This window comes from Pseudomonas sp. B37(2017), from assembly GCF_002112885.1.
Lineage (GTDB): Bacteria > Pseudomonadota > Gammaproteobacteria > Pseudomonadales > Pseudomonadaceae > Aquipseudomonas > Aquipseudomonas paraglycinae.
This window is the reverse complement of sequence record NZ_NEIX01000011.1, coordinates 203567-227108: the sequence shown is the minus strand read 5'-3', so window position 1 is coordinate 227108 and position 23542 is coordinate 203567. Positions and strand designations below refer to the sequence as shown.

General features: G+C 61.0%; 21 protein-coding genes. 13 read left to right on the top strand and 8 right to left on the bottom strand.

What is annotated here, in order from left to right; all coding sequences use genetic code 11:
• Positions 1–54: 54 nt before the first annotated feature.
• The 4 genes from CAF90_RS24505 to CAF90_RS24490 all read left to right on the top strand — a co-directional run bounded on the left by CAF90_RS24505 (position 55) and on the right by CAF90_RS24490 (position 4436).
• The gene (locus CAF90_RS24505) at positions 55–1971 is read left to right on the top strand and encodes a sigma-54-dependent Fis family transcriptional regulator (protein ID WP_085608771.1); all 1917 of its coding nucleotides are present in this window, start codon (positions 55–57) and stop codon (positions 1969–1971) included.
• A gap of 194 nt (positions 1972–2165) precedes the next feature.
• Entirely contained in the window at positions 2166–3515 is a 1350-nt protein-coding gene (gene mpl / locus CAF90_RS24500; protein WP_007958628.1) for a UDP-N-acetylmuramate:L-alanyl-gamma-D-glutamyl-meso-diaminopimelate ligase, read from the top strand.
• On the top strand, positions 3512–4159 hold the full coding sequence (gene ubiX / locus CAF90_RS24495; RefSeq protein ID WP_039771880.1) for a flavin prenyltransferase UbiX: 648 nt from the start codon (positions 3512–3514) through the stop codon (positions 4157–4159). Before mpl ends, ubiX begins: the two co-directional genes overlap by 4 nt.
• The gene (locus CAF90_RS24490) at positions 4152–4436 is read left to right on the top strand and encodes a YceK/YidQ family lipoprotein (protein WP_064382190.1); all 285 of its coding nucleotides are present in this window, start codon (positions 4152–4154) and stop codon (positions 4434–4436) included. The genes ubiX and CAF90_RS24490 overlap by 8 nt, the downstream gene beginning before the upstream one ends.
• 41 nt (positions 4437–4477) lie before the next feature.
• On the opposite strand, the gene CAF90_RS24485 is transcribed toward CAF90_RS24490, so the two are convergent.
• The 4 genes from CAF90_RS24485 to CAF90_RS24470 all read right to left on the bottom strand — a co-directional run bounded on the left by CAF90_RS24485 (position 4478) and on the right by CAF90_RS24470 (position 10267).
• On the bottom strand, positions 4478–7060 hold the full coding sequence (locus tag CAF90_RS24485) for a hypothetical protein (protein ID WP_085608770.1): 2583 nt from the start codon (positions 7058–7060) through the stop codon (positions 4478–4480).
• A 244-nt stretch (positions 7061–7304) separates the two neighbouring features.
• On the bottom strand, positions 7305–7946 hold the full coding sequence (locus CAF90_RS24480) for an oxidoreductase (protein WP_007958634.1): 642 nt from the start codon (positions 7944–7946) through the stop codon (positions 7305–7307).
• A gap of 27 nt (positions 7947–7973) precedes the next feature.
• Positions 7974–9701: a C13 family peptidase gene (locus CAF90_RS24475; RefSeq protein WP_085608769.1), complete on the bottom strand. Its 1728-nt coding sequence runs from the start codon at positions 9699–9701 to the stop codon at positions 7974–7976.
• A 110-nt stretch (positions 9702–9811) separates the two neighbouring features.
• On the bottom strand, positions 9812–10267 hold the full coding sequence (locus tag CAF90_RS24470) for a MaoC family dehydratase (RefSeq protein WP_007909575.1): 456 nt from the start codon (positions 10265–10267) through the stop codon (positions 9812–9814).
• A gap of 193 nt (positions 10268–10460) precedes the next feature.
• Here CAF90_RS24470 and CAF90_RS24465 point away from each other — a divergent pair, with 193 nt between their 5' ends.
• From CAF90_RS24465 to CAF90_RS24455, 3 genes are read left to right on the top strand one after another with little or no spacing between them, the layout of a single operon-like run.
• A complete protein-coding gene (locus CAF90_RS24465; RefSeq protein WP_007958636.1) occupies positions 10461–10823 on the top strand; it encodes a CidA/LrgA family protein in 363 nt (120 codons plus the stop codon).
• The gene (locus CAF90_RS24460; protein ID WP_007958637.1) at positions 10823–11539 is read left to right on the top strand and encodes an LrgB family protein; all 717 of its coding nucleotides are present in this window, start codon (positions 10823–10825) and stop codon (positions 11537–11539) included. Before CAF90_RS24465 ends, CAF90_RS24460 begins: the two co-directional genes overlap by 1 nt.
• 10 nt (positions 11540–11549) lie before the next feature.
• Positions 11550–12140, top strand: coding sequence for an LON peptidase substrate-binding domain-containing protein (locus CAF90_RS24455; RefSeq protein WP_085608768.1), 591 nt, complete (start codon positions 11550–11552; stop codon positions 12138–12140).
• Between the two features lie 12 nt (positions 12141–12152).
• Here the strand turns inward: CAF90_RS24455 and CAF90_RS24450 are convergent, their stop codons facing one another.
• Complete coding sequence (locus CAF90_RS24450; protein ID WP_256578515.1) at positions 12153–13631, bottom strand: hypothetical protein; 1479 nt, start codon at positions 13629–13631, stop codon at positions 12153–12155.
• Between the two features lie 205 nt (positions 13632–13836).
• The gene (locus CAF90_RS24445) at positions 13837–17454 is read right to left on the bottom strand and encodes a calcium-binding protein (RefSeq protein WP_256578514.1); all 3618 of its coding nucleotides are present in this window, start codon (positions 17452–17454) and stop codon (positions 13837–13839) included.
• Between CAF90_RS24445 and CAF90_RS24440 the strand changes: the two genes are divergently transcribed.
• Together CAF90_RS24440 and CAF90_RS24435 are read left to right on the top strand one after the other, a co-directional pair.
• The gene (locus CAF90_RS24440; protein ID WP_007958643.1) at positions 17453–17662 is read left to right on the top strand and encodes a hypothetical protein; all 210 of its coding nucleotides are present in this window, start codon (positions 17453–17455) and stop codon (positions 17660–17662) included. The genes CAF90_RS24445 and CAF90_RS24440 overlap by 2 nt on opposite strands.
• A 48-nt stretch (positions 17663–17710) precedes the next feature.
• A complete protein-coding gene (locus CAF90_RS24435; RefSeq protein WP_085608765.1) occupies positions 17711–18289 on the top strand; it encodes a hypothetical protein in 579 nt (192 codons plus the stop codon).
• Here CAF90_RS24435 and CAF90_RS24430 read toward each other — a convergent pair.
• Both CAF90_RS24430 and CAF90_RS24425 read right to left on the bottom strand, forming a co-directional pair.
• Positions 18286–19602, bottom strand: a complete 1317-nt coding sequence (locus CAF90_RS24430) for a bifunctional DedA family/phosphatase PAP2 family protein (protein WP_085608764.1) — start codon at positions 19600–19602, stop codon at positions 18286–18288. The genes CAF90_RS24435 and CAF90_RS24430 overlap by 4 nt on opposite strands.
• A 54-nt stretch (positions 19603–19656) precedes the next feature.
• Positions 19657–20352 (bottom strand): DNA-3-methyladenine glycosylase, encoded by a 696-nt coding sequence (locus CAF90_RS24425; RefSeq protein ID WP_007958648.1) that lies wholly within the window; start codon positions 20350–20352, stop codon positions 19657–19659.
• Between the two features lie 177 nt (positions 20353–20529).
• Here CAF90_RS24425 and CAF90_RS24420 point away from each other — a divergent pair, with 177 nt between their 5' ends.
• From CAF90_RS24420 to rlmH, 4 genes are all read left to right on the top strand, one after another.
• The gene (locus tag CAF90_RS24420) at positions 20530–21801 is read left to right on the top strand and encodes a glutamate-5-semialdehyde dehydrogenase (RefSeq protein WP_007958650.1); all 1272 of its coding nucleotides are present in this window, start codon (positions 20530–20532) and stop codon (positions 21799–21801) included.
• On the top strand, positions 21770–22492 hold the full coding sequence (gene nadD / locus CAF90_RS24415; protein WP_085608763.1) for a nicotinate-nucleotide adenylyltransferase: 723 nt from the start codon (positions 21770–21772) through the stop codon (positions 22490–22492). The genes CAF90_RS24420 and nadD overlap by 32 nt, the downstream gene beginning before the upstream one ends.
• 72 nt (positions 22493–22564) lie before the next feature.
• Positions 22565–23059 (top strand): ribosome silencing factor, encoded by a 495-nt coding sequence (gene rsfS, locus CAF90_RS24410; protein ID WP_007958654.1) that lies wholly within the window; start codon positions 22565–22567, stop codon positions 23057–23059.
• Positions 23060–23068: 9 nt separating this feature from the next.
• Positions 23069–23536 carry a 23S rRNA (pseudouridine(1915)-N(3))-methyltransferase RlmH gene (gene rlmH / locus CAF90_RS24405; protein ID WP_003185785.1) on the top strand — a complete coding sequence of 156 codons (468 nt, stop codon included), beginning with the start codon at positions 23069–23071 and terminating at the stop codon, positions 23534–23536.
• Positions 23537–23542: the final 6 nt, after the last annotated feature.

Below are 23542 nucleotides of genomic sequence, written 5' to 3'. Positions count from 1 at the left end.
TGCTGGGCACCACTTCACGCATGGGCCGATGAGCCTCGGGGAGAATAATAAGAAATGCACGACAACCATTTGAGTCGCCATGCCCAACAGGTACTCACCGTCACCCAGGGCAAGCCGCACCTGCATGGCCCCGGTGCCGACCCGTCGATCGCCCGCTCGTGGCTGCGTTGTCTTGAGGACTATCACCTCGACCCGGCCCTGACCATGGCGCCGACCGTGCTCGAACACGGTCGAGTTCTCGAAAGCCGCGAACGGCTGCAACAGGTGTTGCAGATCGCCGGCAATGAAATGAGCAGCCTGCATCAACAACTCTCCGGCGCCGGCCACGCGGTTTTGCTGACCGACGCGCGCGGGGTGATCCTCAACTGCGTCACCGCGCCCGCCGAACGCAAGATTTTCGAACGCGCCGGCCTGTGGCTGGGTTCCGACTGGAGCGAGGCCTGCGAAGGCACCAACGGCATTGGCACCTGTCTTGTCGAGCGTCAGGCCCTGACGATTCATCAGGACGAACACTTTCGCGGCCGCCATACCGGCCTGACCTGCTCGGCGAGCCCGGTGTTCGACCCGCACGGCGAACTGCTGGCGGTGCTCGACGTTTCTTCGGCTCGGCATGACGTCTCGCGCCAGAGCCAGTTCCACACGATGGCGCTGGTCAATCTGTCGGCGAAGATGATCGAGAGCTGCTATTTCCTGCGCTGCTTCGATAATCAATGGTTGTTGCGATTCCATCTTCAGGCCGAGTCTGTCGGGCTGTTCAGCGAAGGGCTGCTGGCGTTTGACGGGGAAGGGCGGATCAGTGCGGTCAATCAGAGCGCCTTGAATCTGCTCGGGCATATCCGTGGCGGCTTGCTCGGCAAACCGGTGGAGGCGTTTTTCGATTGTTCGCTGGATGAATTGCTCGGGCGCGCCAGTGCCAATGCCAGCGCCAGTTGGCCGCTGCGTACTCGCGATGGGCGGCATCTGTTTGCGGTGCTGCGCGGCGAAACCCGTCGGCCGTTGCCGGTAGCGCCGGCTCCCGCGCCTGTCGAAGCGCCGCGTCTTGCCGGGATTTGCCTGGGGGATGCGGCGTTGCAGGCAGATTTCCGTAAGTCGCTGCGGGTGTTCGAGCGCGACGTGCCGCTGCTGATCAACGGCGAAACCGGCTCCGGCAAGGAAGCATTCGCCAAGGCTGTGCACAACGCCAGTCAGCGCGCCGGCAAAGCGTTCGTTGCTCTCAACTGCGCGGCAATTCCCGAAAGCCTGATCGAGAGCGAACTGTTCGGTTATCGCGGCGGCAGTTTCACCGGTGCGCGCAAGGACGGCATGCGCGGCAAGTTGCAGCAGGCCGATGGCGGCACGCTGTTCCTCGATGAAATCGGCGACATGCCGCTGGCACTGCAAACCCGGCTTTTGCGGGTGCTCGAAGACCGGCAAGTGGTGCCGATCGGCGGCGAGCCGGAAGCGGTCAACGTGCGGATCATCAGTGCCACCCACCGCAATTTGCTGGAGCGGGTCGGCGATGGCAGTTTCCGTGAAGACCTTTATTACCGGCTCAACGGGCTGGAAGTGGCGCTGCCGCCGTTGCGCGAGCGCAGTGACAAGTCGCAGCTGCTGGATTTCCTGCTGGCCGAAGAGGCGGGCGGGGAAACGATCCTGATCGACGAACCGGCGCGCCAGGCTTTGCTCGGGTTCAACTGGCCGGGCAATGTGCGGCAGATGCGCAATGTGCTGCGCACGCTGGCGGCGCTATGCGATGAAGGGCGGATCGGGCTGGAGGATTTGCCCGTGATGTTCCGGCAGGTGCAGCCGCTGCTGGTCAAAGTCGATGATGCGTCGTCCGGGCAGCCGCTTGAGGATGCCGAGCGGCTGGCGCTGATCAATGCGCTGGAGCACGCGCGCTGGCACATGACCCACACGGCGCAGCAACTGGGTGTCAGTCGCAATACGCTTTATAGAAAGCTGCGCAAGCACGGGATTGCCCGAACTGCCTGAATACTCCTGCCGATCGTTCCCACGCTCTGCGTGGGAACGCCTCCCCGGACGCTCCGCGTCCGCTTTTGGACGCAGAGCGTCCTGTGCTGCACTCCCACGCGGAGCGTGGGAACGATCAAGGTCGGGTGATCAGCTAAAGAGTGCGATTTCCCCCTCCCTGCGCTAACCTGCGGCCATGTTTTACGAGGTCGACTATGCACATTCATATTCTGGGTATCTGCGGGACTTTCATGGGCTCGATGGCGGTTCTGGCCAAAGAGCTGGGCCATCACGTGACTGGCTCCGATGCCAACGTCTATCCGCCGATGAGCACCCAGCTCGAAGCCCAGGGCATTCAGCTGACCCAGGGTTACGACCCGGCGCAGCTTGATCCGGCACCGGATCTGGTGGTGATCGGCAACGCCATGTCCCGCGGCAACCCGGCAGTGGAATATGTGCTGAACAAAGGCCTGCCGTACGTTTCCGGCCCGCAATGGCTGGCCGACCATGTGCTGCAAGGTCGCTGGGTGCTGGCGGTTGCCGGTACGCACGGCAAGACCACCACCAGCAGCATGCTCGCCTGGGTGCTGGAACATGCCGGCATGAGCCCGGGTTTCCTGATCGGCGGCGTGCCGCAGAATTTCTCGGTGTCGGCACGTCTGGGCGGCACGCCGTTCTTCGTGATTGAGGCCGACGAATACGACAGTGCGTTCTTCGACAAGCGTTCGAAGTTCGTCCACTACCGTCCGCGTACCGCGATCCTCAACAACCTTGAGTTCGATCACGCTGACATCTTCCCTGATCTGCCGGCCATCGAACGGCAATTCCACCACTTGGTGCGGACCATCCCGAGCGAAGGTCTGGTGATTCACCCGACCACCGAGCCGGCCTTGCAGCGTGTGATCGAGATGGGCTGCTGGACTCCGGTGCAAACCACCGGTGCCGGCGGTCAGTGGCAGGTCAAGTTGCTGAAAGACGACGGCTCGGCATTCGAAGTGATGTTCGAAGGCGTGTCCCAAGGTGTGGTCGAGTGGGAACTGACCGGTCAGCACAACGTTGCCAACGCCTTGGCGACTTTGGCCGCCGCGCGTCACGTCGGTGTTGTACCGTCGATGGGCATCGCCGGGTTGAGCGCGTTCAAGAGCGTCAAGCGCCGGATGGAGAAAGTCGCGGAGGTGCGCGGCATCACCATCTACGACGACTTCGCCCACCACCCGACCGCGATTGCCACCACCCTCGACGGCCTGCGCAAGCGCATTGGCGATGCGCCGCTGATCGCGATCATCGAGCCGCGCTCCAACTCGATGAAGCTCGGCGCCCACCGTGACGGTCTGCCGGACAGCGTGGTCGATGCCGATCAGGTGATCTGGTATGCCCCGGCCAACCTCGGTTGGGATCTGGCAGGCACCGCCGCGTTGTGCACCGTGCCGTCGATCGTCAGCGATTCGCTGGAAGGCATCATCGAACGCGTGAAGAGCCAGGCCCAGCCCGGCACCCACGTGGTGATCATGAGCAACGGCGGCTTCGGCGGCCTGCACGGCAAACTCGCCGAGGCGCTGAAATGAACACTCGTTTCGAGAGCAATGGCCCGGAACGCATCACGCTGGCGATGACTGGCGCATCCGGCGCCCAGTACGGTTTGCGCCTGCTGGACTGTCTGGTGCGCGAGGATCGCGAGGTGCATTTCCTGATCTCCAAGGCCGCGCAACTGGTGATGGCCACCGAGACCGACGTATCGCTGCCGGCCAAGCCGCAAATGATGCAGGCGTTCCTCACCGAATACACCGGCGCGGCCGCCGGGCAGATCCGTGTGTACGGCAAGGAAGACTGGATGTCGCCGGTGGCCTCGGGCTCCGGCGCCCCGGCCGCCATGGTGGTGGTGCCGTGCTCAACGGGTACGCTCTCGGCGATTGCCACCGGCGCCTGCAACAACCTGATCGAACGGGCGGCGGACGTCACCTTGAAGGAACGTCGCCAGCTGATTCTGGTGCCGCGCGAAGCGCCGTATTCGAGCATTCACCTGGAGCACATGCTCAAGCTGTCGAACATGGGCGTGACCATCCTGCCGGCCTCGCCGGGTTTCTATCACCAGCCGCAGACCATCGATGACCTGATCGATTTCGTGGTGGCGCGGATTCTCAATCTGCTGGGCATTCCCCAGGACATGCTGCCGCGCTGGGGCGAACACCATCTGAGCAGCGATGAATAAGCTGCTGGCGATCCTGCTGGCGCTGCAACTGACCGGCTGCGCCACGGCGCGCACGCTGGATGCCGCCAAGCCCGGCGCGCCGGTGGTGTATTCCGGCACCCGGCTTGATCTGTATGCAATGAATGGCGGTTGTTGCGCGATGGATCGATTCGGCGCCGAGGCACCGAGCTATCCCGGCGTGGATCTGCCGGCCAGCGCATTGCTCGATACGCTGCTGTTGCCGTTGTCGTTGCTGACGGTCATCGGTGTAGGGTTTCAAGCGACTGGCGGGTTATGAGCCAATGGCACGACCCCGCAAGGGCGTGCCATTGAAGCTCCCTACAACGTGATCGTTTCGGGCGGAAAGACGATGTCGTCGGAGAATATGTCCTGTCCTGCCGGCAATTCGATAACGCGTTTGCCGGCATTCGCCACTTCATCGATCAACCCGTCATATTCGTCCCGGTTCAATTCCCCTGCCCGTGTGCGGGCTTCGATGACGTCGGCAGGGTTCTGATCTGATCCCGTGGCGTGTGTCAGCGCCTGCAAATGGATATCTTCCACTGTCGCCGCGCGGGTCATGCCTGAGTTGACCAGCCAGACGCGCCTCGACGTGAAACCGATCGACGACATCGAAACATGCCCCTCCATTTTCATGCTCGGGAACCACGTTTTGCCGTCCGCGGGGCTTCGTTCGAGCCGCGTCGGGTTGTAGACGCGATTGTCCTGTCCCGCAACGACTTCCACATTGCGGGTATCGAGCAGGTAGCAAAACCGGATGCGTTGAGCGGGGGGCGTCGAAGTGCCGCTGGTTGTCTGGTGCGCCTCTATGCCTGTCACTCCTCTGGTTTCATTCGCAAAGTCCATGGCGGTCTTCAGGCTGAACATTGCACTGACGGGCGTCTCGCTTGTTGCGCCCACGGCCGATACCACGCGTGGGACCATGGCCCCAGGCCGGGCTATTTCGAAAGGTGTCCGGTCATCCACTTTGAACACGGCGGGAATGTCGGTTCTGTACAGATAATTGTGCGTGTTGCGCTTGAAGCCGCTGAGCCGCAACAGCTCCTGAAAGAAGGGTTCGGTCAGACTCGCCTTCAGCAGGCTGGTGCCTTCTCCCTGATTTCTCAGCTGGATGATTTCAGCATCGATTTCCGGCAGAAACGGTTCGAAGAGTTTTTCGTTGGTTACCAGCCGGGTGCGTTCCTGATAGGTCTTGACCCACCCTGGCATTTCATCATTGATCAGGTTCTTGAACTGCCCTGTCGGCGACAGCTCCTTGCACAATCGTATTAGTTGCTGGACGGAAAGATTGTAGGGCTGGAACCGGGCGAGGATTTGCTCTCGTGTTTTGAGCGGAGAATCAGGGTTGGTCCACAGCCGCAGGTAGTCGATCAGTTGTTCACGCTGGGAAGGGTATTCCCGTTGTTTGACCCAGGCAGGTGGTTTCTGATGGAGCGCAACCTCCCGACGAAAGCGCACGATGTCGGGTCCTTCGATCCGGTAAAGGTTCCAGATGTCGATGTCCCGCCAGAACGGGCGCAGAACATTCTCTTTGTAGATCGGATAATCGGTGGCTTTGACGACAATCAGGCTGGCGCCTTCACGAAACGCCAGTTGAGTGAGAGGTCCATGATTGTCATTCAAGCCAGGCTTGCGCTGCATTTCGACATAACCATGGAAATTCGACTTGTCGAGATCCCAGGTGTAGTGGCGCTGATCACCGTAGGCAAGCGTGGCGTCCGCTGTCCCGGACGTGTCGGGTGTTGATGGGCGTGGAGAGGGCGAGCCGGGTGTTGGCGGGCTTGGCAATGGCGTTTGTGGGCCAGATGGGCTGCGGTGCAAGGTGACGGACTGGAGGTGTTCCGCCCATTGGGCGGGCGTGCGGTTCTGATGGTTCAGGAGGCTGTTGAACAGGTCGCGATCCATGTCCATGCCAGACCAGCGGTATAGCTCGTCAAACAGGTAGGCGTTTTCCATCCGTTGTGTCCGAACGGTAGCCCATAGAGGTTTCTTTCCGGTGCTGTGCGCTTCGCTGCGGAAACGGGTGATTTCTGCGCCCTGTATCCCGTAGAGATCCCAGATATCGCGGTCTGTCCAGGCTGTTAACAGTTCGGCTGGCTGATCGATTCGCGAGGCGGAAGGCTCGACACTGACAAACGAGCCGCTTTCGTCCATGAATGCATGATGCAGCGGCGGCCCGACCTCGTCGGTCCGGCGCATTTTTCGGTGCAGGACCACATAGCCATGGTGATTGTTGGCCTTCTCGTTCCATACGTAATGTTGGGTGTCGACGTAAATCGGTGCAGTGTTCGGCTGCGTCCTGGCCGGTCCCGGCAGGTGGGGCTGTGCTGCGTTATCGTCGGTATTGTCTGCCTGCCGGTGTACCGTGGACTCGAGGGGCTGACTGATAATCCGCGGCTCAGCGACCCGCCAGGTATTGCTTTCGGGGTCGAATTGCAGGATGGGGCCCGAGGGCTGCGCTTCCTGTGACCGCATGGCTCGGTAGGTGCCGAGGCCTTCGTCCCAGGCCACCATGACCGTCGTGGTCGTGGTGTATTGCACCTCGGCATAAATGCGCCCCCTGTGAACCCGCAACCCTTCGGTGTTGACGGCAGGCAATAGCGTTCGCAATTGCGTCGGCAACTCGTACTGACGGATCGATCCGCTCGCGTGTGGGTTGCTGGGTGATCCTCCTTCGGTGTCTCCAGCCGGGTGGGTCAGATCCTGAATCTGTATCGCGGGCAATGTGTCACTTGAAGAGTGGGGTGCAGGCGCCTCCGTGGGGCGGCTGACGCTGTCTGTTTCCGGGAATCGAATCGAACCCGGGAAATCATGACGCTGAGTCAACGACGTTTCCGGAGTCCTGTCGAGGGTGGGGGTATTTTTGCTGGTGCCTTTCGACGTTTTTGTTTGCGGTGCCATCAAGGAATCCTTTCATTGATTGCCTGACGTGCTGTGGTGTCATCCCGTGGCGGAATGGCCGTAGACGCAGGTGTGCTGGAGGGCACGTTATCCATGAAAGGGAAGGGGCACGTAGTAGATAGTTACTACACGCGGGTTGATTCGATTCACTTCATTTCGAATGTCGGCCAGTTCACGCAAGATCCTCGGGCTTCATTGGAAATGGTTACCCGGGACCCGCGTTGAACCGCTGTGGCGAGTGAGCTTACTTGCCGAGTTTTCTCAGTTCGTCCGACTCGACAATCCGCACGCCATCCTGCTCCTCCAGCGCCAGGCGCCACATGGCACGGGCCAGTTGGCAGGCTTCGATGCCACGGTATTTGCCGGGAATCAATTTAGAGAATGGCGCGGCGAGCTGTTCGCCCAGGCGGGGCTCGCTGCGTTCGCCGAGCAACAGCGATGGCCGGCAAATGGTCAGTTGCGGCCAGTCCTGCGCGCGCAATGCGTATTCCATCTCGCCTTTGACCCGGTTGTAGAACACCGAGGACCGGCGATCGGCCCCCAGGGCGCTGATCACGATCAGGTGCCGTGCGCCCATCTCCCGGGCGCGCTTGGCGAACGCCACCACCATGTCCAGATCCACGGCGCGAAACGCCTCTTCGGAGCCGGCCTGTTTGATCGTGGTGCCGAGGCAGCAATAGGCGATGTCGACCCGACCGGCCAGTTGCGGCAGGAAGGTCTGCGGATCACCGACCGGGTTTTCCAGATGCGGGTGTTCGGCCAGCGGCCGGCGTGAGGGGGCAAGGACGCGGCTGATCGTCGGCTCGTTGAGCAGGCGGTCGAGCAGATGTTCACCGGTCAATCCGGTGGCTCCGGCAAGCAAGACATGCTGAGGCGTCAAGTACATAGTGTCTCTCCCTTGATACTGTTCAGCTTAGTTGCTCTTTATCGCTCCGTCGTTCAACGCAGCACTTTGCAATGCTTTTCTCGCTTGCTGTTTACGCAGCAGTTGCCAATGTGCCAGTACGGTTTTCGGCGCCCAGATCTGCGGTTCAGAGGCTTCGAAGCTGTCCGCCAATTCCCGTTCGGCGACGGTGGCCTTGGCCAGCTTGAAGGCTTGTTCCAGGTCGTCGGTCTGGTTCAGCGCCTGGGCAAACAGGGCGTCGCCGAAGTAGGTGAAGTTGGCCTCCTCGGAGCAGCCGAACGACACGCGGTCGGCGCGCGAGGCAGTCATGATCAGCGTGCGTTCATCCTTCAACGCCGGAATGAAGCCACCGGAATAGCACGAGGAGATGACGATGATCTTGTCGCGGTTCTTCAGTGGCGCGAGCACGGCGGCGAGTTCGTCGGCGGGCAGGTCGGCCAGTTCCATGCGCGGCTGGTCGAGCACCAGCTCGTGTTCGGCAGTGCCGTGGCTGGTCAGGTAGATGAACACCAGATCTTCCGGGCCACTGCGTTCGGCCAGGGTCTGCGCTGCGCGGCGCAGGTTTTCGCGGGTGGCCATCGGCCGGTCGCCGAGGTGGTCGCGATGGTTGACCAGGCGGATCTGGCCAAACGCGCCGAAACGGCTGGTGAGCATGTTGGCCACGTAATCGGATTCACGCAGGAACACGCTCTGTTTGCCATCGCCGCCGAGGGTCAGGGTGTACAGCTCCACTGCCGGGGTCGAGACCGGCACATTGGCCAGCGCTTCATCGAGCAGGCGACCCTGGGCCAGCAGGCCGAGTTCTAGGGTGTCCGGCAGCAACTTGCCGTCGGCATCGCGTACCCGCTGGCCGTTGATCCAGGTACCGCTGAGCACGCTGCCATCGGTGAGCACCAGGGTGCCGCGTCCGGAATAACTGTCGCTGTCGAATCCACCGACGTAGAAGCTGCCATCGGACAGGTTCAGGCGTCCCTGACCGCTGAAGCGCCAGTCATTGAAATAGCCGATGTAGTGGCTGCCGTCGGCGCCGATCAGTTCGCCCTTGCCGGTCAGCGCGCCTTCCTTGAACTGCCCGAGCCAGACATCGCCATCGGCGTTTTCGTAGCGACCCTTGCCGTGCAGTTGATTGTTCTTGAAGCCGCCGACGTAGATGTCGCCGTCGGCACTGTTGAAGGTGCCGTTGCCTTCGAGCTGGCCGTTGACGAAGTGGCCGGTGAACTGATTGCCGCTGGGATCGCCGCGCTGGCCTTCGCCGTTGGGTTTGCCGTGGGCGAACTGGCCCTGGTAGGAGCTGCCGTCGTCCAGCTCGAGGCGACCGAGCCCGGAATACTGGTCGGCCTTGAATTCGCCGCGATAGGTCATCGCGTTTTCTTTGAGGGTGCCTTCGCCGTCGCGCCGGCCCAGCTTGAAGCCGCCGGAGTAGCTGCCGGCCGTGGTGGTCAACGTGCCCTGGCCGTCGAACAGCCCTTGCTGGAAGTTGCCGCGATAGACCTCGCCATTGCTGCCGTGCCATTCGCCCTGGCCATGCCATTGCCCCTTGTCGAACGCCCCGGCGTACCAGCTGCCGTTGGGGTAGTCGACCCGGCCCTGACCTTGCAGCAAGCCATCGACCAGTTCACCGCGATAGCGGCCGCCGTCGGGCAGGCGCGCATCCGGCGGCAACAGCGATTCGCCGTCGCCACACGCGGCCAGCAACAGGGTCAAGGCAAGGGGAGCAAGAGGAGCGAATGAGCGCATAGCGGGATCCGGGCAATTAGGCGACCGAGTATGCCGCAGCTATGTGACCTTATACAGCCGGCAGGGAGGAGCGGATGCGAAACAGCGTGAGCCGCTTCGCATCCAGGCGCTTAAACGAAGCAGAGCGACAGCGGTTCGGCGATGTAGGCCGGTTTGTCCGAGCCTTCGATCTCCAGGGTGGCGGTGGCCTTGAGCAGCCACTGGCCAGGTTTTTTCTCGGTCACTTCACCGAGGTCGACCTTGAGCCGGACCTTGGAATTGACCTTGACCGGCTGGATGAAACGCACGCTGTCCAGGCCGTAGTTGACCACCATCTTCACGCCTTGCGGCAGGATCAGGATGTCTTCCATCAGTTTGGGGATCAGCGACAACGACAGGAAACCGTGTGCGATGGTGCTGCCAAATGGCGTTTGCGCGGCTTTGACCGGGTCGACATGGATGAACTGGTAATCCCCGGTGGCTTCGGCGAACAGGTTGATGCGCTCCTGATCGATGGTGAGCCATTCGGAACGTCCGAGTTCCTTGCCGACATAATCTTTGAGCTCTGCAACTGGAACATAGGGCATTGAGACTCTCCTTGGGTTCATCGGTTTTATAGTTTTTCAGGTGGGGGATTTGACCGCCCTGCGAACCACTGTAGATCATCATGGCGATTTGCTCAGGTCAACCGACCATGCTTTTGGCGAATGCCGATCCATAGCGCAGGCGTGCTTATAATGCCCGGCCCGTGCTTGTCGGGAAGTCGGACGGAGATGACGGATGTTGCTACGCGGCCTGACCATGCTGGTGCTGTTTCAATTGCTCGGCACGGCCCTCAATCATTTGCTGTTGCCGGTACTGCCGGGGCCGATCATCGGCCTTTTGCTGTTGCTGGTATTTCTGATCGTGCGCGGTGAAGTCGGCGAGCCGTTGAACCTCGCCGCCGGCAGTCTGCTGCGTTATCTGCCATTGCTGCTGGTGCCGCCGGCGGTGGGCGTGATGGTCTACGCCACGGCGATAGCCGCGGATTTCTGGGCCATCGTCGGTGCGCTGGTGGTCTCGCTGATTCTATCGATGGCCTTCGCCGGCGTGCTGATGCAACGGCTGGTCAAGCGTCACGCGCCGCATTCGGAGGAGTCCTGATGCTGTTCGACTGGCAAGGTGCCTGGGCGTCGGTGATTCACCATCCGCTGTTCGGCATCGGCATCACCCTCGGGGCTTATCAACTAGTGCTGGCGGCGTTCGAGAAAACCCGCTGGATCTTTCTGCAACCGGTGCTGGTCTCGATGCTGTTGGTGATCGGCGTGCTGGTCGGCTGCGGCCTGACCTACGCCGAGTACCGCAAGAGCACCGAGATCCTCAGCATTCTGCTGGGCCCGGCGACCGTTGCGCTGGCGGTGCCGCTGTATCTGAATCTGCGACGCATCCGCCAATTGTTCTGGCCGATTTTTACTACGCTGGTGATAGGCGGCGTGGTCGCCACGGGTATGGGCGTGGCGCTGGGCTGGTGGTTCGGTGCCGATCACATGATCCTGATGACCATGGCGCCCAAATCGGTGACCTCGCCGATCGCCATGCTGGTGGCCGAGCAGATCGGCGGTGTCGCAGCATTGGCGGCGGTGTTTGTGTTGATCACCGGGGTGATCGGCGCGATCTTCGGTCCGGCGCTGCTGACCCGACTCGGCGTGCACAGCCCGGAGGCGCGCGGCATGGCGCTGGGCATGACGGCGCATGCAGTCGGCACGTCGGTGGCGTTGCAGGAAAGCGATGAGTGCGGCGCCTTCGCGGCGCTGGCGATGAGTCTGATGGGCGTGGCCACGGCGGTGTTCCTGCCGTTGGCGGTGTCGATGGTGGTGTAAGGAAATGTCTATGAGTCTGCCGCTTTTTCCGCTGAACACGGTGCTGTTTCCCGGCTGCAATCTGGATTTGCAGATCTTCGAGGCGCGCTACCTGGACATGATCGGCCGCTGCATGAAACAGGGCGGCGGGTTCGGCGTGGTGTGCATCCTGGAGGGCAGCGAAGTCGGCGTCGCGCCGGAAGGTTTCGCCATGGTCGGGTGCGAAGCGCGGATCACCGATTTCCAGCAGCAGGACAACGGACTGCTGGGTATCCGGGTGCAGGGCGGGCGCCGGTTCATCGTGCAGCGCACCGACGTGCAACGCGATCAACTGATCATGGCCGAGGTCGAGTGGCTGGACGAAGAACCCGAGCAACCGTTGCAGGATGAGGACGCCGATCTGGTGGCGTTGCTCAAGGCCCTGGCCGAACACCCGATGGTCGAGGCGCTGAACATGGGCATCGAAGCAGCGGGGCAGCAATCGCTGGCCAATCAGCTGGCGTATCTGCTGCCGTTCGCCGAGGAAGACAAGATCGACCTGTTGCAACTCGACGACCCGCAGCAGCGACTGGATGCGATCCAGGCGCTGCTCGATGAGTTGCAGGGCGAGTTGTTCGCTTAAGACTCAGCCCGGTTATTCCGGCCAGACGATGTCGTTGGCGAACCAGTCCTTGCCGCTCGGCAATGAAAGGATCGGCTTGCCGGCCTTGGCCACCGCATCGATCAAAGCGTCGTATTCATGTTGATTGGAAACGCCACTGTGGGTCCGCGCTTCGATGTCATTGCCGATGTAGCTGCTTTGAGCGAGGGCGGCAACGTCGTCGACCTTCGCGGCGCGGGTGAACGTCGAGTCGAGCAGCCACAGACGCTCTGATTCGATGCCTCGCCTGGACGTTGAAATCAGGGCTTCGAGTTCGTCCTCGGGAAACCAGGCGTTCTTTTCCAGTGCCGCCAGATTGAGCAAGTGGTTCTCCTCGTTGAGGACCACCTCCATCCTTCGCGTATCGATGACGTAAGAGAAGATGAACTGCTGATCGTGGCGGATCGTCTCGTAATTGCGTTCGGTGTCCAGTTCCACGTCCGATGCATCGGACCAGTCGTTGTCGGAGTTCCCCGACTCGTTGTCCGATTCACCCGGTTTCTTGCCGGGATATTTGTTTCTCTGACTGTTGTAACGCAGGTACTCCGGATCGGGAGCCTTGGTGCCCCTGGCGCCATACCTCTTGACCAGCTTGTGGCTGACCGTGGCACTGATCGGTTTTTCGGTCGTGGCGCCGCGCGGGTGTTTCAAGCGCGGCAGCATGCGTCCGTCGTTGTAGAGCTCGAAAGGCGTGCGTTCATCGGCCCTGAACAGGCCCGGAATATCCGTGCGGTACAGGCAGTCGCTGCTATTGCGCAGGTAACCGAGTCGGGTCAGAAAAGCATCGAGAAATTCCCGGGTGACGCTTTTGTCGAAGTCGACCAGATCGCTGCGCAGTGTTCCGTTCCTCACGGGTAGGAGCAGTGGTTCGATTTCCTCCTGTAGTTGATCGAAGCGGGTCGGATCGTTCTCGTCCCGGGAGCGTAAGTGATGCTGCTCGGCCCACTCCGGCATCACCCGGGGATTGGCGGTCAGATCACTGTGCAACCGGATGTGTTGGCGTGGCGACAGGTTATAGGCGCGCAAAAATTCGACGCGCTGGCCGAACGTCATCAGTGGATACATCGTGAGCAACGAGTCGTTCAGCAGTCGGGTGGTGGCTTCATGCGCCGACAAAGGAGAGGTCAGTGCTTGTTTGGCTGGCACCGGCGTATCAATGTCATGGACCTGAGAGTGAGGGCGTTTCAAAGGGTAATGTGAGGCCGGGCTCCAGGTCGATTCACCGGTATTTCTGTAGAGCGCCGGCCCGGGAGACAACTTTTTGTACAGATCCATTACCCGATAGGTGCCCAGGTTCGCATCGAACTCCACATAGACCGTGCCGCTGTCTTTCACATCGACGAATGCGCGTCCGACGATGTAGCGCAGGCCGTCCTTGTTGGGCGGTTGCATGTTGCGCAGCAATCCGGGGTTCAAACGGTAACTGTCCAGTCCGGTCGACGTTTCACGAGAAGCGACCGGCAGGTCAGACACTTCGATTTTCGGCAATCCGGGTGTGTCCGCGAGAGGCGGGGTGTGTCCCGGGCTTCGCTGATGCGAGGTCGTCAGGTCTGGCAACGAATGCGGTAGCTGCGGGTCTGGAGCTTGCGGTCGCAATCGTGGGTGTTCAGCGAGCGAGTCGGCGGACGTATTACCTTTGGAAAAACCTGGCGGCGAGGGTGTTTTTGGTCGCATGGTGTCATTCCTTGACGATGATCAGGTGCTCGGCAGATATCGAGCGGGACGCAGTGGTTTCGCTGCTCCAGACGTTGGTGGCAACGTTGTAGGAGATCTTGCCGGCAGCGGTTTCGCTCAGGCGAATGTGGTGAACCGACACTTCGTCGGACTCAAGCTCTTCACGCAGTTGATGCTCATGAACGTCCTGGGCGATGGCCTGAACCGATGGGTAGGCTCGGGCATCGATGGCGCACAGACCGATCACCTCGAACAGTGCATTGATCCGATAACGGTTTCCCGAGGAGACCACGACTTCAATGGTTTCCAGTGGCAGCAGCGGATCGTTGCTGTCCGGCAGTTGAATCCGGATGCTGCCGATTCTGAGCAGGTTGTCCTTGATGGCGAGATCGCGGTGGCTGACCTGTTCCTCCAGATGTTGTGTGTGAATGAGCCAGGTGGAAGAACCCGAGATCTGGGCATCTGCGTCTGCGGTGGACAGCCGGATGGACGTTGCGCTGGCGGGAAACAGTTCATAGCTGGACGATCGTCCCTCCAGCCAATAGGTCGCGTTGTGCTCGGCTGCCTGAAAGTCGACCCGCTGCGGGGTTGCCTTCAACGTGCGTTTCTCCACAGAGGGTCGGACGAATATATACCGACCGGCTCGCTCGCGCAGCGCGGTGCGGCTTTGCACAACCGTATAACCCGGGTTCCTTGCGTCGTTTAGATACGTGGGACGTGGAAAGTCGAGGTGATAGGAAATCCCGTCTCGCATGACCAGCGTCATCGGATGAATCATCTGCCAGCCAGAGGCCAGAATTCCGGCTCCCATGTCGCGTTTCTTGCCCGGATTTTCTCTTGCAGCACCGTGCAACGAGAGCAGGCCACCACCCTCGTGGAACGTGAGGGTGTGGTGAATGTCCGTGTAGCTGAGCTGCGTGAATGCATTTGGCCGTGTTTTTGTAACGGTATAAATCGCCCGGACTTCATCGATCTCCGTGCTGTCGCGGTCGACGTACAGAGTGCTTCGGGTCGGATTTTCGTGTGGTGTTGCCGTCAGGATTGCGTGACGGATCTGGCGCGAGATGAAGTAATACGAGTGCGGTTTGTTCGAGATCCTGAAGGGATGATCGTTGACCGGCACCGGCGAGGTTTTCGTCGTGCCGACGGTCAGAACGGTAACTTTCACGGTCAGGTCGGCCAGGTCCGGGGTATCGGCAGGCCACGCCGGCTGCAAGTGGTAGCCGTCCTGTGTAATGAATGTCCATTTGTCGTTGCGCAGGGTGCGTTTGCCATCGACCGTCCGGTACACCGCCTCCAGCACCAGTTCCCGCCTTGGCGACCGGATGTCGTCGTCGCGCAGGGATTCAATGACCAGCGCGTCATTGCGTACGTACCAGCGCTGGATGGCTTCGAGTGTCACGCCCAGATAGACCTTGCTCGGCTCCTGGCCATCTTCGTGGAGGGAGACCTTGAGACAGTCAGGGGCAATTTCATAGGTATCGCTACCGCTGCCGCCATCGACCGTGCCATGAAGTCCACGGACAGAGATGCGGTCATCGCCGGCCCCGGCATCGACGCGGTCATCGCCATTGGCGGCAATGGTGTCGGCGCGATCGGAACCGGTCACGCGGTTGAGCGCGCCGGCCAGTGTCTCGACCTTTTCGATGGACCTGAAGGTTGAATGCAGCACCGGCTCACGCGACGGGTCCACAGGGCGCACTGCCAGCCTGCCGCTTTTAAGGTCGACATCAAAACCGATATGGCGCGGCGGGTTGGCAACAGGGTCTTGGTTTTTGTGTTTGCCTTGCAGCCAGAGCAGATCGGTGCCGTCACCGCCGGACAGCTCACTGACGGTGGTCGGGTCGTCAGACAGCGCTTCTGATGCCGACTGAAACAGAAAGGAGTCATCCTTGTTGCCACCGTCCAGGGTTTTGCGACCGCTGGCATAGCTGAAGAAATTCGGCTTGTCCTCGACGCCTTGAACCGTGTCGTGGCCGCCGCCCAGGTTCCAGAAGACCCCTTTCGCCGGGGCGCTTTTCGCACTGGCGATGACAGCGTCCGAGTCGGGTAATCCCTTCCTGGCGTCGTAGGTGTCATCCGTATCGCTGATGACAGGGCGGTTTTCGCTGGTATAGGGCGTTTCGCCTTTGCTTTCATCCCATTGGAAACGATAGAGGCGAGTCGGCTGCAACGTAACCTCGAAACGGCCATTGACGATCACGTCGACACTTTCCTTGAATTCATTGTCGAGCCAGCCAAGGCTGCGGGTTTTCAAGGCTTTGGCATAATCGCCCGTGGTCTTTGCAACCAGGTAGCGATCCATCAGCGCCTTGTCCTGGCTTTGTCCGGTGAACGCGAACCAGCCGGCACGCCAGCGTTCGTGCACGGTCAGCTCGATGTAATCGTCGATGTCGTCGACCATGCGCGCGGCACCGTAGATTCGGGCACCGACAATCATGATCGCCGCCGCTGCAATCCCCACCGGGCCCGCCGCCTGAAAACCCATCAGGGCTGCGCAGCCAAGGGCAATGGACAATGCGCCGCTGAACACGCTCAAGCCGCCGGTGACGTACAGATCCTGAGCTTCCTTGCCTTGGGCCTTGGCGGCATCGTTGAAGGATTTGATGGCGGTGTAGATGTCGAAGGGCAGCGTCAGCACGCTGGCGATCAGACCCGCGCCCCGGCTCAGCCATTTGCCCATGGTGGTCTTGCCGAATTGTTCGAGGGCCATGGATCCCTGACGGATCATCTGTTCGCCGGTCTTGTTCAGCGCGTATTCGAGGCCCAGTGAAGTGATCTCGGCGAGAGCACCCCCCGCATTGATCAGCAATTCGCCCATCTGACCTTTCTTGAGGCCGTCGATGGCGCCCATGTAGGCGCTGTACAAACCGTAGGCCTGCAGCCCGGCGCCCATACTGGTCATGCCGCGACTTTTAGCCTTGTCTACCCAGCCCGGCAGGTGTTCGGGCAGCGGGCTTCTGTGGATATCCAGCTGTTGAGTGGCGGTCAGCAGTTTGCCGATTTTCTGCAGGGGATGCTCAGCATCACTGGCGGATATTTCGCGCAGAAGCGGTGCTGCTTCGGGGGAGCGCAGAGTGACGATTTCGTAGAGTAATTCCGGTACATGTTGGTGCTCCTGACCATCGACTGACTTGATCCGCTGCTCAACCTGGGCGGGATCGAATTGCAGCCCATCGATAAAGGCCTGATCGGGCTCGGGGAAGTACGTGTTGGCCGCTGTAATGGCCTCGCCGTTGACCCGGGCACCCAGCGCCTGAAGTGTCTGGCGGCTCACGGTCAGTTCGCCAAATCGCATGGGCCCGAACAGTTTGTCCAGGTGATTCAGGTCGGGAACTTTGCCGGGCGTTGTATCGGTTTCGGCCGTCGTTGAATTTGATGGAATGTTAATGTCGGAAATTGTTATGGGGGCTGTAAGAATAGTTTCAGGATTGATGTTAAAGGGTTTGGCCAAAATCAATGCTCGCTTGTGAAGTGTCGAAAGACTTTGGCATGGCGGGTGGTTGTGTTCAGTTGTTATTGTTTTGCTGATTGTATTGTTGTTTTTTGTATTGCCTTTGAAGTGGTCTGTCGGGTGTTTTTGATTTAGCGTTGAATCCGACTCGCAGGAAGCGGGCTTCATGAACAAGGAGAGCGTTATGACAATTTATGAAGATGAGTGGGCGTTCTGGGATGATATTGCCGGAAAGTATATTTTCAAACATGCGGGCGTTGATCTGAATGCCGAGATTGTCCTGAAGGCTGCCGGTTACTACGCGGATTCCATGGTGCTTGAGCGCCGCAAGCGCAAACGTGTGAAGAACGAGTCGGCCCAGGCTGCCGATAAATGAAATCCTGTCTGTTGTTCAGTCCGTTTTTAACAAGAAGAGAACCTTCATATGTCTGATGCCAATAATATTACCTTCACGGGGCAACTGTTCGCGGATGGACTTCCGCTGGTGCTCAATTATCAAGTCATGGAGCAGCGTTTGAAGCAACCGCGAATCACCATGGGGCAGAGGTTGAATGCGGAGATTTCCCTGAATGATGAAATCAGTTCGCCAATCGTGACACTCGCGGATCATGATGATGCCGAGCCGCTGTTATTGGAGTTTGTTCCTGATTATCAGGGACGATATGCCCTTAATGTCAAAACGGCCGGTCGTTACTTTGATTGGCAGCTGCGACTTGATCAAAGTACAAGGCATCTTCTGGCCGCGCAAAGTGGCGGTAGTTACTTTGAGCTGGAAACGTATGCCGGAAAGCTCAAGTCGTTTGGTGACCTGCCGTCCAATCCGGTTTCTGTGGCGCTGTTCAGCGTAGAAAAGAAGATGCGCCTGTTTCAGCATGAGACAAAGGAAGGGCTCACCTACTTCCTGGACAAGAATCCGAACGACACCGGGCACAATGCCTACAACCCTTCGTCGGTATCGTTCGTCTTGAGGACCAATCCTTCGCTGCTGTCTGCCGTCGCCTAGTACGAATAGCGCAGCATGGTATGCGGCAAGTGTCGCAGCACGAAGAAGCCGAACAGGGCGACCAGCGCCGGCAACACCAGCCACCAGACTCTCTGCGGCATGGCGCCGAGCGGTGATTGCCGCTGGCTGAGCCAGAGCCCGGCGGCGCACACGCACGCGGCGAGCATGGCGCCGGCCAGCACATCCGTCGGCCAGTGTGCGCCCAGATACACTCGCGACAAGGCAATCGCCAGTGCCGGAATGCAGCCGATCAGCAACCAGGTCAGTCGCAGCCTCGGCGGTTGCCCGCGTCCGGCGAGTACGGCCAGGGTCAGGAACAGCGCGAACGATCCTGACGCATGGCCGCTGGGCATGCTGTAACTGGTGAGCGGATCGGTCAGCACTTCCGGGCGCACCCGGGCGAAGAACATCTTGGTGCCGGTGTTGGCCAGGGCCGTGACAAGCAGGGTGCCGCCCACGAAGATCGCGTGGCGCCACTGGCGGCACAGCAACAGCAGCGCAGTCAGCAGGGCGCTGAACAGCAGCATGTTGCGGAACTCACCGATCAGGGTGAAGACCACTGCCACCTCATCCAGTGCCGGGCGGCGGTGTTCCTGCACCAGGGTCATGACGCCCTGATCGAGGGCGGTCAGGTACGGGTAACCGATGAACAGGCCGATCAGGATCAACAGGCTCATGCTGCTGATCCAGATCGTCGCCCGGCGATGGCGGCGCAGGCTGCTGTTGGCGCTCAGGCCGACCATCACCGCAATGCTGCCGGCGACGATCCCGGCCTGCAGCCAGAAACCCTCCGGCAACGGCAGTCGAATCGCCGCCCCGGTGGCCCAGCCCGGCAGCAGGTACGCGAGGCTCCAGCCGGCCGCTGCCAGCAGACTCACGGCGGCGAAGCGCGGGAAGGGCATGTCGCACATCCCGGCGACCATCGGCAGCATCGGCCGCAACGGGCCGATGAAGCGTCCGACCAGCAGGCTGGCGATGCCATAACGCTGGAAGTAGGTTTCCGCGCCGGCCATCCATTCCGGGTGATGGCGCAACCCCGGCAGACGCCGGATGTTCTGGTGGAAGTGGCGGCCGAGGAAATACGAAATCACATCGCCGAGAATCCCGCCGAGGAAACCCAGCAACAGGGTTTCACTCAGCGACAGGGCGCCGCTGCCGGCCAGCACCGCCACGGCAAACAGCAGCACCGTGCCGGGCACGATCAACCCGGCAATCGCCAGGCATTCCACGCAGGCCACGACAAACACTGCAGCGGCCAGCCACTGCGGATTGGCGGCCAGCCACCCGGTCACGCTATCGAGCCATGGGCCCATACAAACCACTCCATTTCATTGATGTCCCTGATCGGCGAGCCGAAGGGTGTGCATTCACAGCAGAAAATAATCGCGACCTTCGACCTGACCCCGGCGCAGCGGGTTCCGCGTGCACCACTGGGCATAGGCAGCATCGACGAAGCGATACATCAAGTGTTCGTCACGGCCATGGGGAATGCCCAGGCGGGTGGTCTGAATCACATGAGTTGGCGCGGGGCCGGTGTCTTCCACCAGCAGGATTTCATGGTCGAAGCGTTTGGCATCCCACACCGGCACTTTCAGCCCCAGCGCCTTGCACAGCAACGTCTGTCCGGCACAGAGTTTCTGCGACGGACGCGGGCGCCCCTGGGCATCGGGGTTGTTCAGCAGCATCTGCGCTAGACTGGCCGGGCCGCTGATCTCGTCGACCCACGGATAAGCCGATTTGATCAGCACCGCATTGCCCGGACCCTGCGCGCTGAAGTTCAGCGAATCGCCGCCCCGGGCGTAGTACATATAGATGTGGCCGCCGTCCAGAAACAAAGCCTTACGCTTTTCTGTGTAGCCGAGGGACGCGTGGCTGCCTTTTTCTTCGCAGTAATACGCTTCGGTTTCGATGATTCGGGCGCTGAGCCACAAATCGCCGACGCGGTGGCGGATGACTTTGCCGAGCAGATCGCGGGCCAGCGTCTGGGCGTCACGGTCGAAAAAGGCGTCCGCAAGGCCGACAGGCTGGCGCGCGGAGGTGGCGCGAACGGTCAGGTTGGACATGGCAAACAGGGTTTATCCAGGCGGAGGAGGTCGTGATGATAACAATTCGCGGCTTAATCCCGGCTGAACGTCGGCAAATCACCGTCCATTTCGACCATCCGCCCGTCACCGCTGTTAGTCCCGGGACGCGACAGCTATAATCTGCCGCTTTCCTCTTTGCCAAGACCCCAGCAGACCATGACTGAGTCCGTTCTTGACTACATGACCCGATTGGGTCGCGCCGCCCGCGAAGCCTCCCGCGTCATCGGTCGTGCCAGTACCGCGCAGAAAAACCGCGCCCTGCTGGCTGCCGCCAATGCCCTGGACGCCGCCCGCGCCGAGCTTGCGGCAGCCAATGAACAGGATCTGGCCGCCGGTCGCGCCAACGGTCTGGAGCCGGCACTGCTGGAGCGTCTGGAACTGACCCCGGCGCGCATCGATGGCATGATCGTCGGCCTGCGCCAGGTCGCAGCGCTGCCGGATCCGGTCGGTGCGATCCGCGACATGAGCTTCCGTCCGTCGGGCATTCAGGTCGGCAAGATGCGCGTACCGCTGGGCGTGATCGGGATCATCTACGAATCCCGTCCCAACGTGACCATCGATGCCGCGAGCCTGTGCCTGAAGTCCGGCAACGCGACCATCCTGCGCGGCGGTTCCGAAGCGATTCATTCCAACCGCGCGATTGCCGCCTGCATCCAGCGCGGTCTGGCCGAAGCCGAACTGCCGGCTGCCGTGGTGCAAGTGGTGGAAACCACCGATCGCGCCGCCGTCGGCGCGCTGATCACCATGCCGGAGTACGTCGACGTGATCGTGCCGCGCGGTGGTCGGGGCCTGATCGAGCGCATCAGCCGTGATGCCCGGGTGCCGGTGATCAAGCATCTGGACGGCATCTGCCACGTTTATGTCAGCGAACACGCCGACCTGCCGAAAGCTCAGCGCATCGCCTTCAATGCCAAGACCTATCGCTATGGCATCTGCGGTGCGATGGAGACCTTGCTGGTCGATCAAAGTGTTGCGAAGGATTTCCTGCCGTCGATGGCGAAGCAGTTCCGCGAAAAAGGCGTCGAACTGCGTGGTTGCGAACGCACCCGGGCGATCATCGAGGCCGTAGCGGCGACCGAAGAAGACTGGAGCACCGAGTACCTGGCGCCGATTCTGTCGATCCGCGTGGTGGATGGTCTGGATCAGGCCATCGAGCACATCAACCATTTCGGCTCCCACCACACCGACTCGATTGTCAGCGAAAACCTCGCCGACACCCGCCAGTTCGTGGCTCAGGTCGACTCGGCGTCGGTGATGATCAACACCCCGACCTGCTTCGCCGACGGATTCGAATACGGATTGGGTGCCGAGATCGGCATTTCTACTGATAAGCTGCACGCCCGTGGCCCGGTGGGCCTCGAAGGGCTGACCTGCGAGAAGTACATCGTGGTCGGTGATGGCCAGTTGCGCGGCCAGGCGACGGTCTGACTTGTCCGACCTCGACCTGAAAGCGCCGAAACCCGGCAAGAAATCCCGTCCCCGGCGCATTGGCGTACTGGGCGGGACGTTCGACCCGGTGCACGTCGGCCATTTGCGCGGCGCGCTGGAAGTGGCCGAAGCGCTGGAGCTCGATGAGCTGCGCATGATGCCCAGCGCCCGGCCGCCGCACCGCGATACACCGCAGGTGTCGGCGCAGGACCGGCTGGCAATGGTTGAATGTGCGGTGGCCGGTGTGCCGCCGCTGGTGGTGGACGCCCGCGAATTGCAGCGGGACAAACCGTCCTGGACCATCGATACCCTGGAGTCGCTGCGCGCCGAAATGGCCGCCGAGACCCAGGTTTTTCTGCTTCTGGGCTGGGACGCATTTTGCGGCCTGCCCACTTGGCACCGCTGGGAAGAGTTGCTCCAGCATTGCCACATCCTGGTGCTACAGCGCCCGGACGCCGACAGCGAACCGCCGGATGCCTTGCGCAACCTGCTGGCAGCGCGTTCGGTGAGCGACCCGCTGGCCCTGAAGGGGCCGAGCGGACAGATTGCATTCGTCTGGCAGACACCGCTCGCGGTTTCCGCCACCCAGATCCGTCAACTGCTGGCCAGCGGTAAGTCGGTACGTTTCCTGGTGCCCGACGCGGTCCTGGCCTACATCGATGCGCACGGTCTGTACCGTGCGTCGAACTGAACAAGGCGTGCTTCACTGATACGAATCCACGTGTCGCCAAGCCGCCGAAAATATGAGCAAAACGAGTTTTATATGACTGACAAAGACCAAACCAAAGTAAAGCGCAAAGGCACATTCAAGAGCGCCCCGCTGCCAGAGCCGGTCAACACCAACGAACCGCTGAAGGGCGACGAACTGGTCAAGGTGGCCGTTGCAGCCCTGGAAGACGTCAAGGCCCAGGACATTCAGATCATTGATGTGCGCGACAAGCAGAGCATCACCGACTACATGATCATCGCCACCGGTACTTCCAACCGCCAGATCAACGCGATGCTGGACAAGGTTCGCGAAGAGGTCAAAAAGAACGGCGCCAAGCCGCTGGGCGAAGAAGGCAAGGGCGACAGCGACTGGGTGCTGCTGGACCTGGACCTGGTGATCGTGCACATGATGACCGCCTCGGCACGTCAGTTCTACGACCTGGAGCGCCTGTGGGCCGGTGCCGAGCAAAGCCGTGCGGCGGACGCCAAGCACCACAGCCCGGAAAACACCCACGAGCATTTCACCAAGCTCAACAAAGACCAGCTGTAAGGGATTGCTGTGCGACTGCGACTGATCGCCGTCGGTTCACGCATGCCCAAGTGGGTGGAAGAAGGCTGGCATGAATATGCCAAGCGTCTTCCGTCCGAGCTGGCGCTGGAACTGGTGGAAATTCCGCTCAATACCCGTGGCAAGAACGCCGACGTGGCCCGCTTCATCCGTCAGGAAGGCGAAGCCATGCTGGCCAAGGTCGGGCCGAACGAGCGGATCGTCACCCTCGAAGTTCATGGCAAGCCGTGGAGCACCGAGCAACTGGCGGTCGAACTCGATCGCTGGCGCCTGGACTCGCGCACGGTCAACTTCATGGTCGGTGGCCCGGAAGGGCTGGCGCCGGAAGTCTGTGCCCGCGCGGATCAGCGCTGGTCGTTGTCGCCGCTGACGCTGCCGCACCCGCTGGTGCGCATCCTCATCGGCGAGCAGTTGTATCGTGCCTGGACCGTGCTGTCCGGCCACCCTTACCACAAGTAATCCGCC

Coding starts and splice junctions, on each gene's coding strand:
- CAF90_RS24490 (WP_064382190.1), top strand. CDS start 4,152: ATGAATAAGCTGCTGGCGATCCTGCTGGCGCTGCAACTGACCGGCTGC.
- ubiX (WP_039771880.1), top strand. CDS start 3,512: ATGAACACTCGTTTCGAGAGCAATGGCCCGGAACGCATCACGCTGGCG.
- CAF90_RS24475 (WP_085608769.1), bottom strand. CDS start 9,701: ATGCGCTCATTCGCTCCTCTTGCTCCCCTTGCCTTGACCCTGTTGCTG.
- CAF90_RS24465 (WP_007958636.1), top strand. CDS start 10,461: ATGTTGCTACGCGGCCTGACCATGCTGGTGCTGTTTCAATTGCTCGGC.
- nadD (WP_085608763.1), top strand. CDS start 21,770: ATGGCCAGTTGCGCGGCCAGGCGACGGTCTGACTTGTCCGACCTCGAC.
- CAF90_RS24425 (WP_007958648.1), bottom strand. CDS start 20,352: ATGTCCAACCTGACCGTTCGCGCCACCTCCGCGCGCCAGCCTGTCGGC.
- CAF90_RS24470 (WP_007909575.1), bottom strand. CDS start 10,267: ATGCCCTATGTTCCAGTTGCAGAGCTCAAAGATTATGTCGGCAAGGAA.
- CAF90_RS24455 (WP_085608768.1), top strand. CDS start 11,550: ATGAGTCTGCCGCTTTTTCCGCTGAACACGGTGCTGTTTCCCGGCTGC.
- mpl (WP_007958628.1), top strand. CDS start 2,166: ATGCACATTCATATTCTGGGTATCTGCGGGACTTTCATGGGCTCGATG.
- CAF90_RS24445 (WP_256578514.1), bottom strand. CDS start 17,454: ATGAAGCCCGCTTCCTGCGAGTCGGATTCAACGCTAAATCAAAAACAC.
- CAF90_RS24435 (WP_085608765.1), top strand. CDS start 17,711: ATGTCTGATGCCAATAATATTACCTTCACGGGGCAACTGTTCGCGGAT.
- CAF90_RS24440 (WP_007958643.1), top strand. CDS start 17,453: ATGAACAAGGAGAGCGTTATGACAATTTATGAAGATGAGTGGGCGTTC.
- CAF90_RS24420 (WP_007958650.1), top strand. CDS start 20,530: ATGACTGAGTCCGTTCTTGACTACATGACCCGATTGGGTCGCGCCGCC.
- CAF90_RS24460 (WP_007958637.1), top strand. CDS start 10,823: ATGCTGTTCGACTGGCAAGGTGCCTGGGCGTCGGTGATTCACCATCCG.
- CAF90_RS24485 (WP_085608770.1), bottom strand. CDS start 7,060: ATGGCACCGCAAACAAAAACGTCGAAAGGCACCAGCAAAAATACCCCC.
- CAF90_RS24480 (WP_007958634.1), bottom strand. CDS start 7,946: ATGTACTTGACGCCTCAGCATGTCTTGCTTGCCGGAGCCACCGGATTG.
- rsfS (WP_007958654.1), top strand. CDS start 22,565: ATGACTGACAAAGACCAAACCAAAGTAAAGCGCAAAGGCACATTCAAG.
- CAF90_RS24430 (WP_085608764.1), bottom strand. CDS start 19,602: ATGGGCCCATGGCTCGATAGCGTGACCGGGTGGCTGGCCGCCAATCCG.
- CAF90_RS24505 (WP_085608771.1), top strand. CDS start 55: ATGCACGACAACCATTTGAGTCGCCATGCCCAACAGGTACTCACCGTC.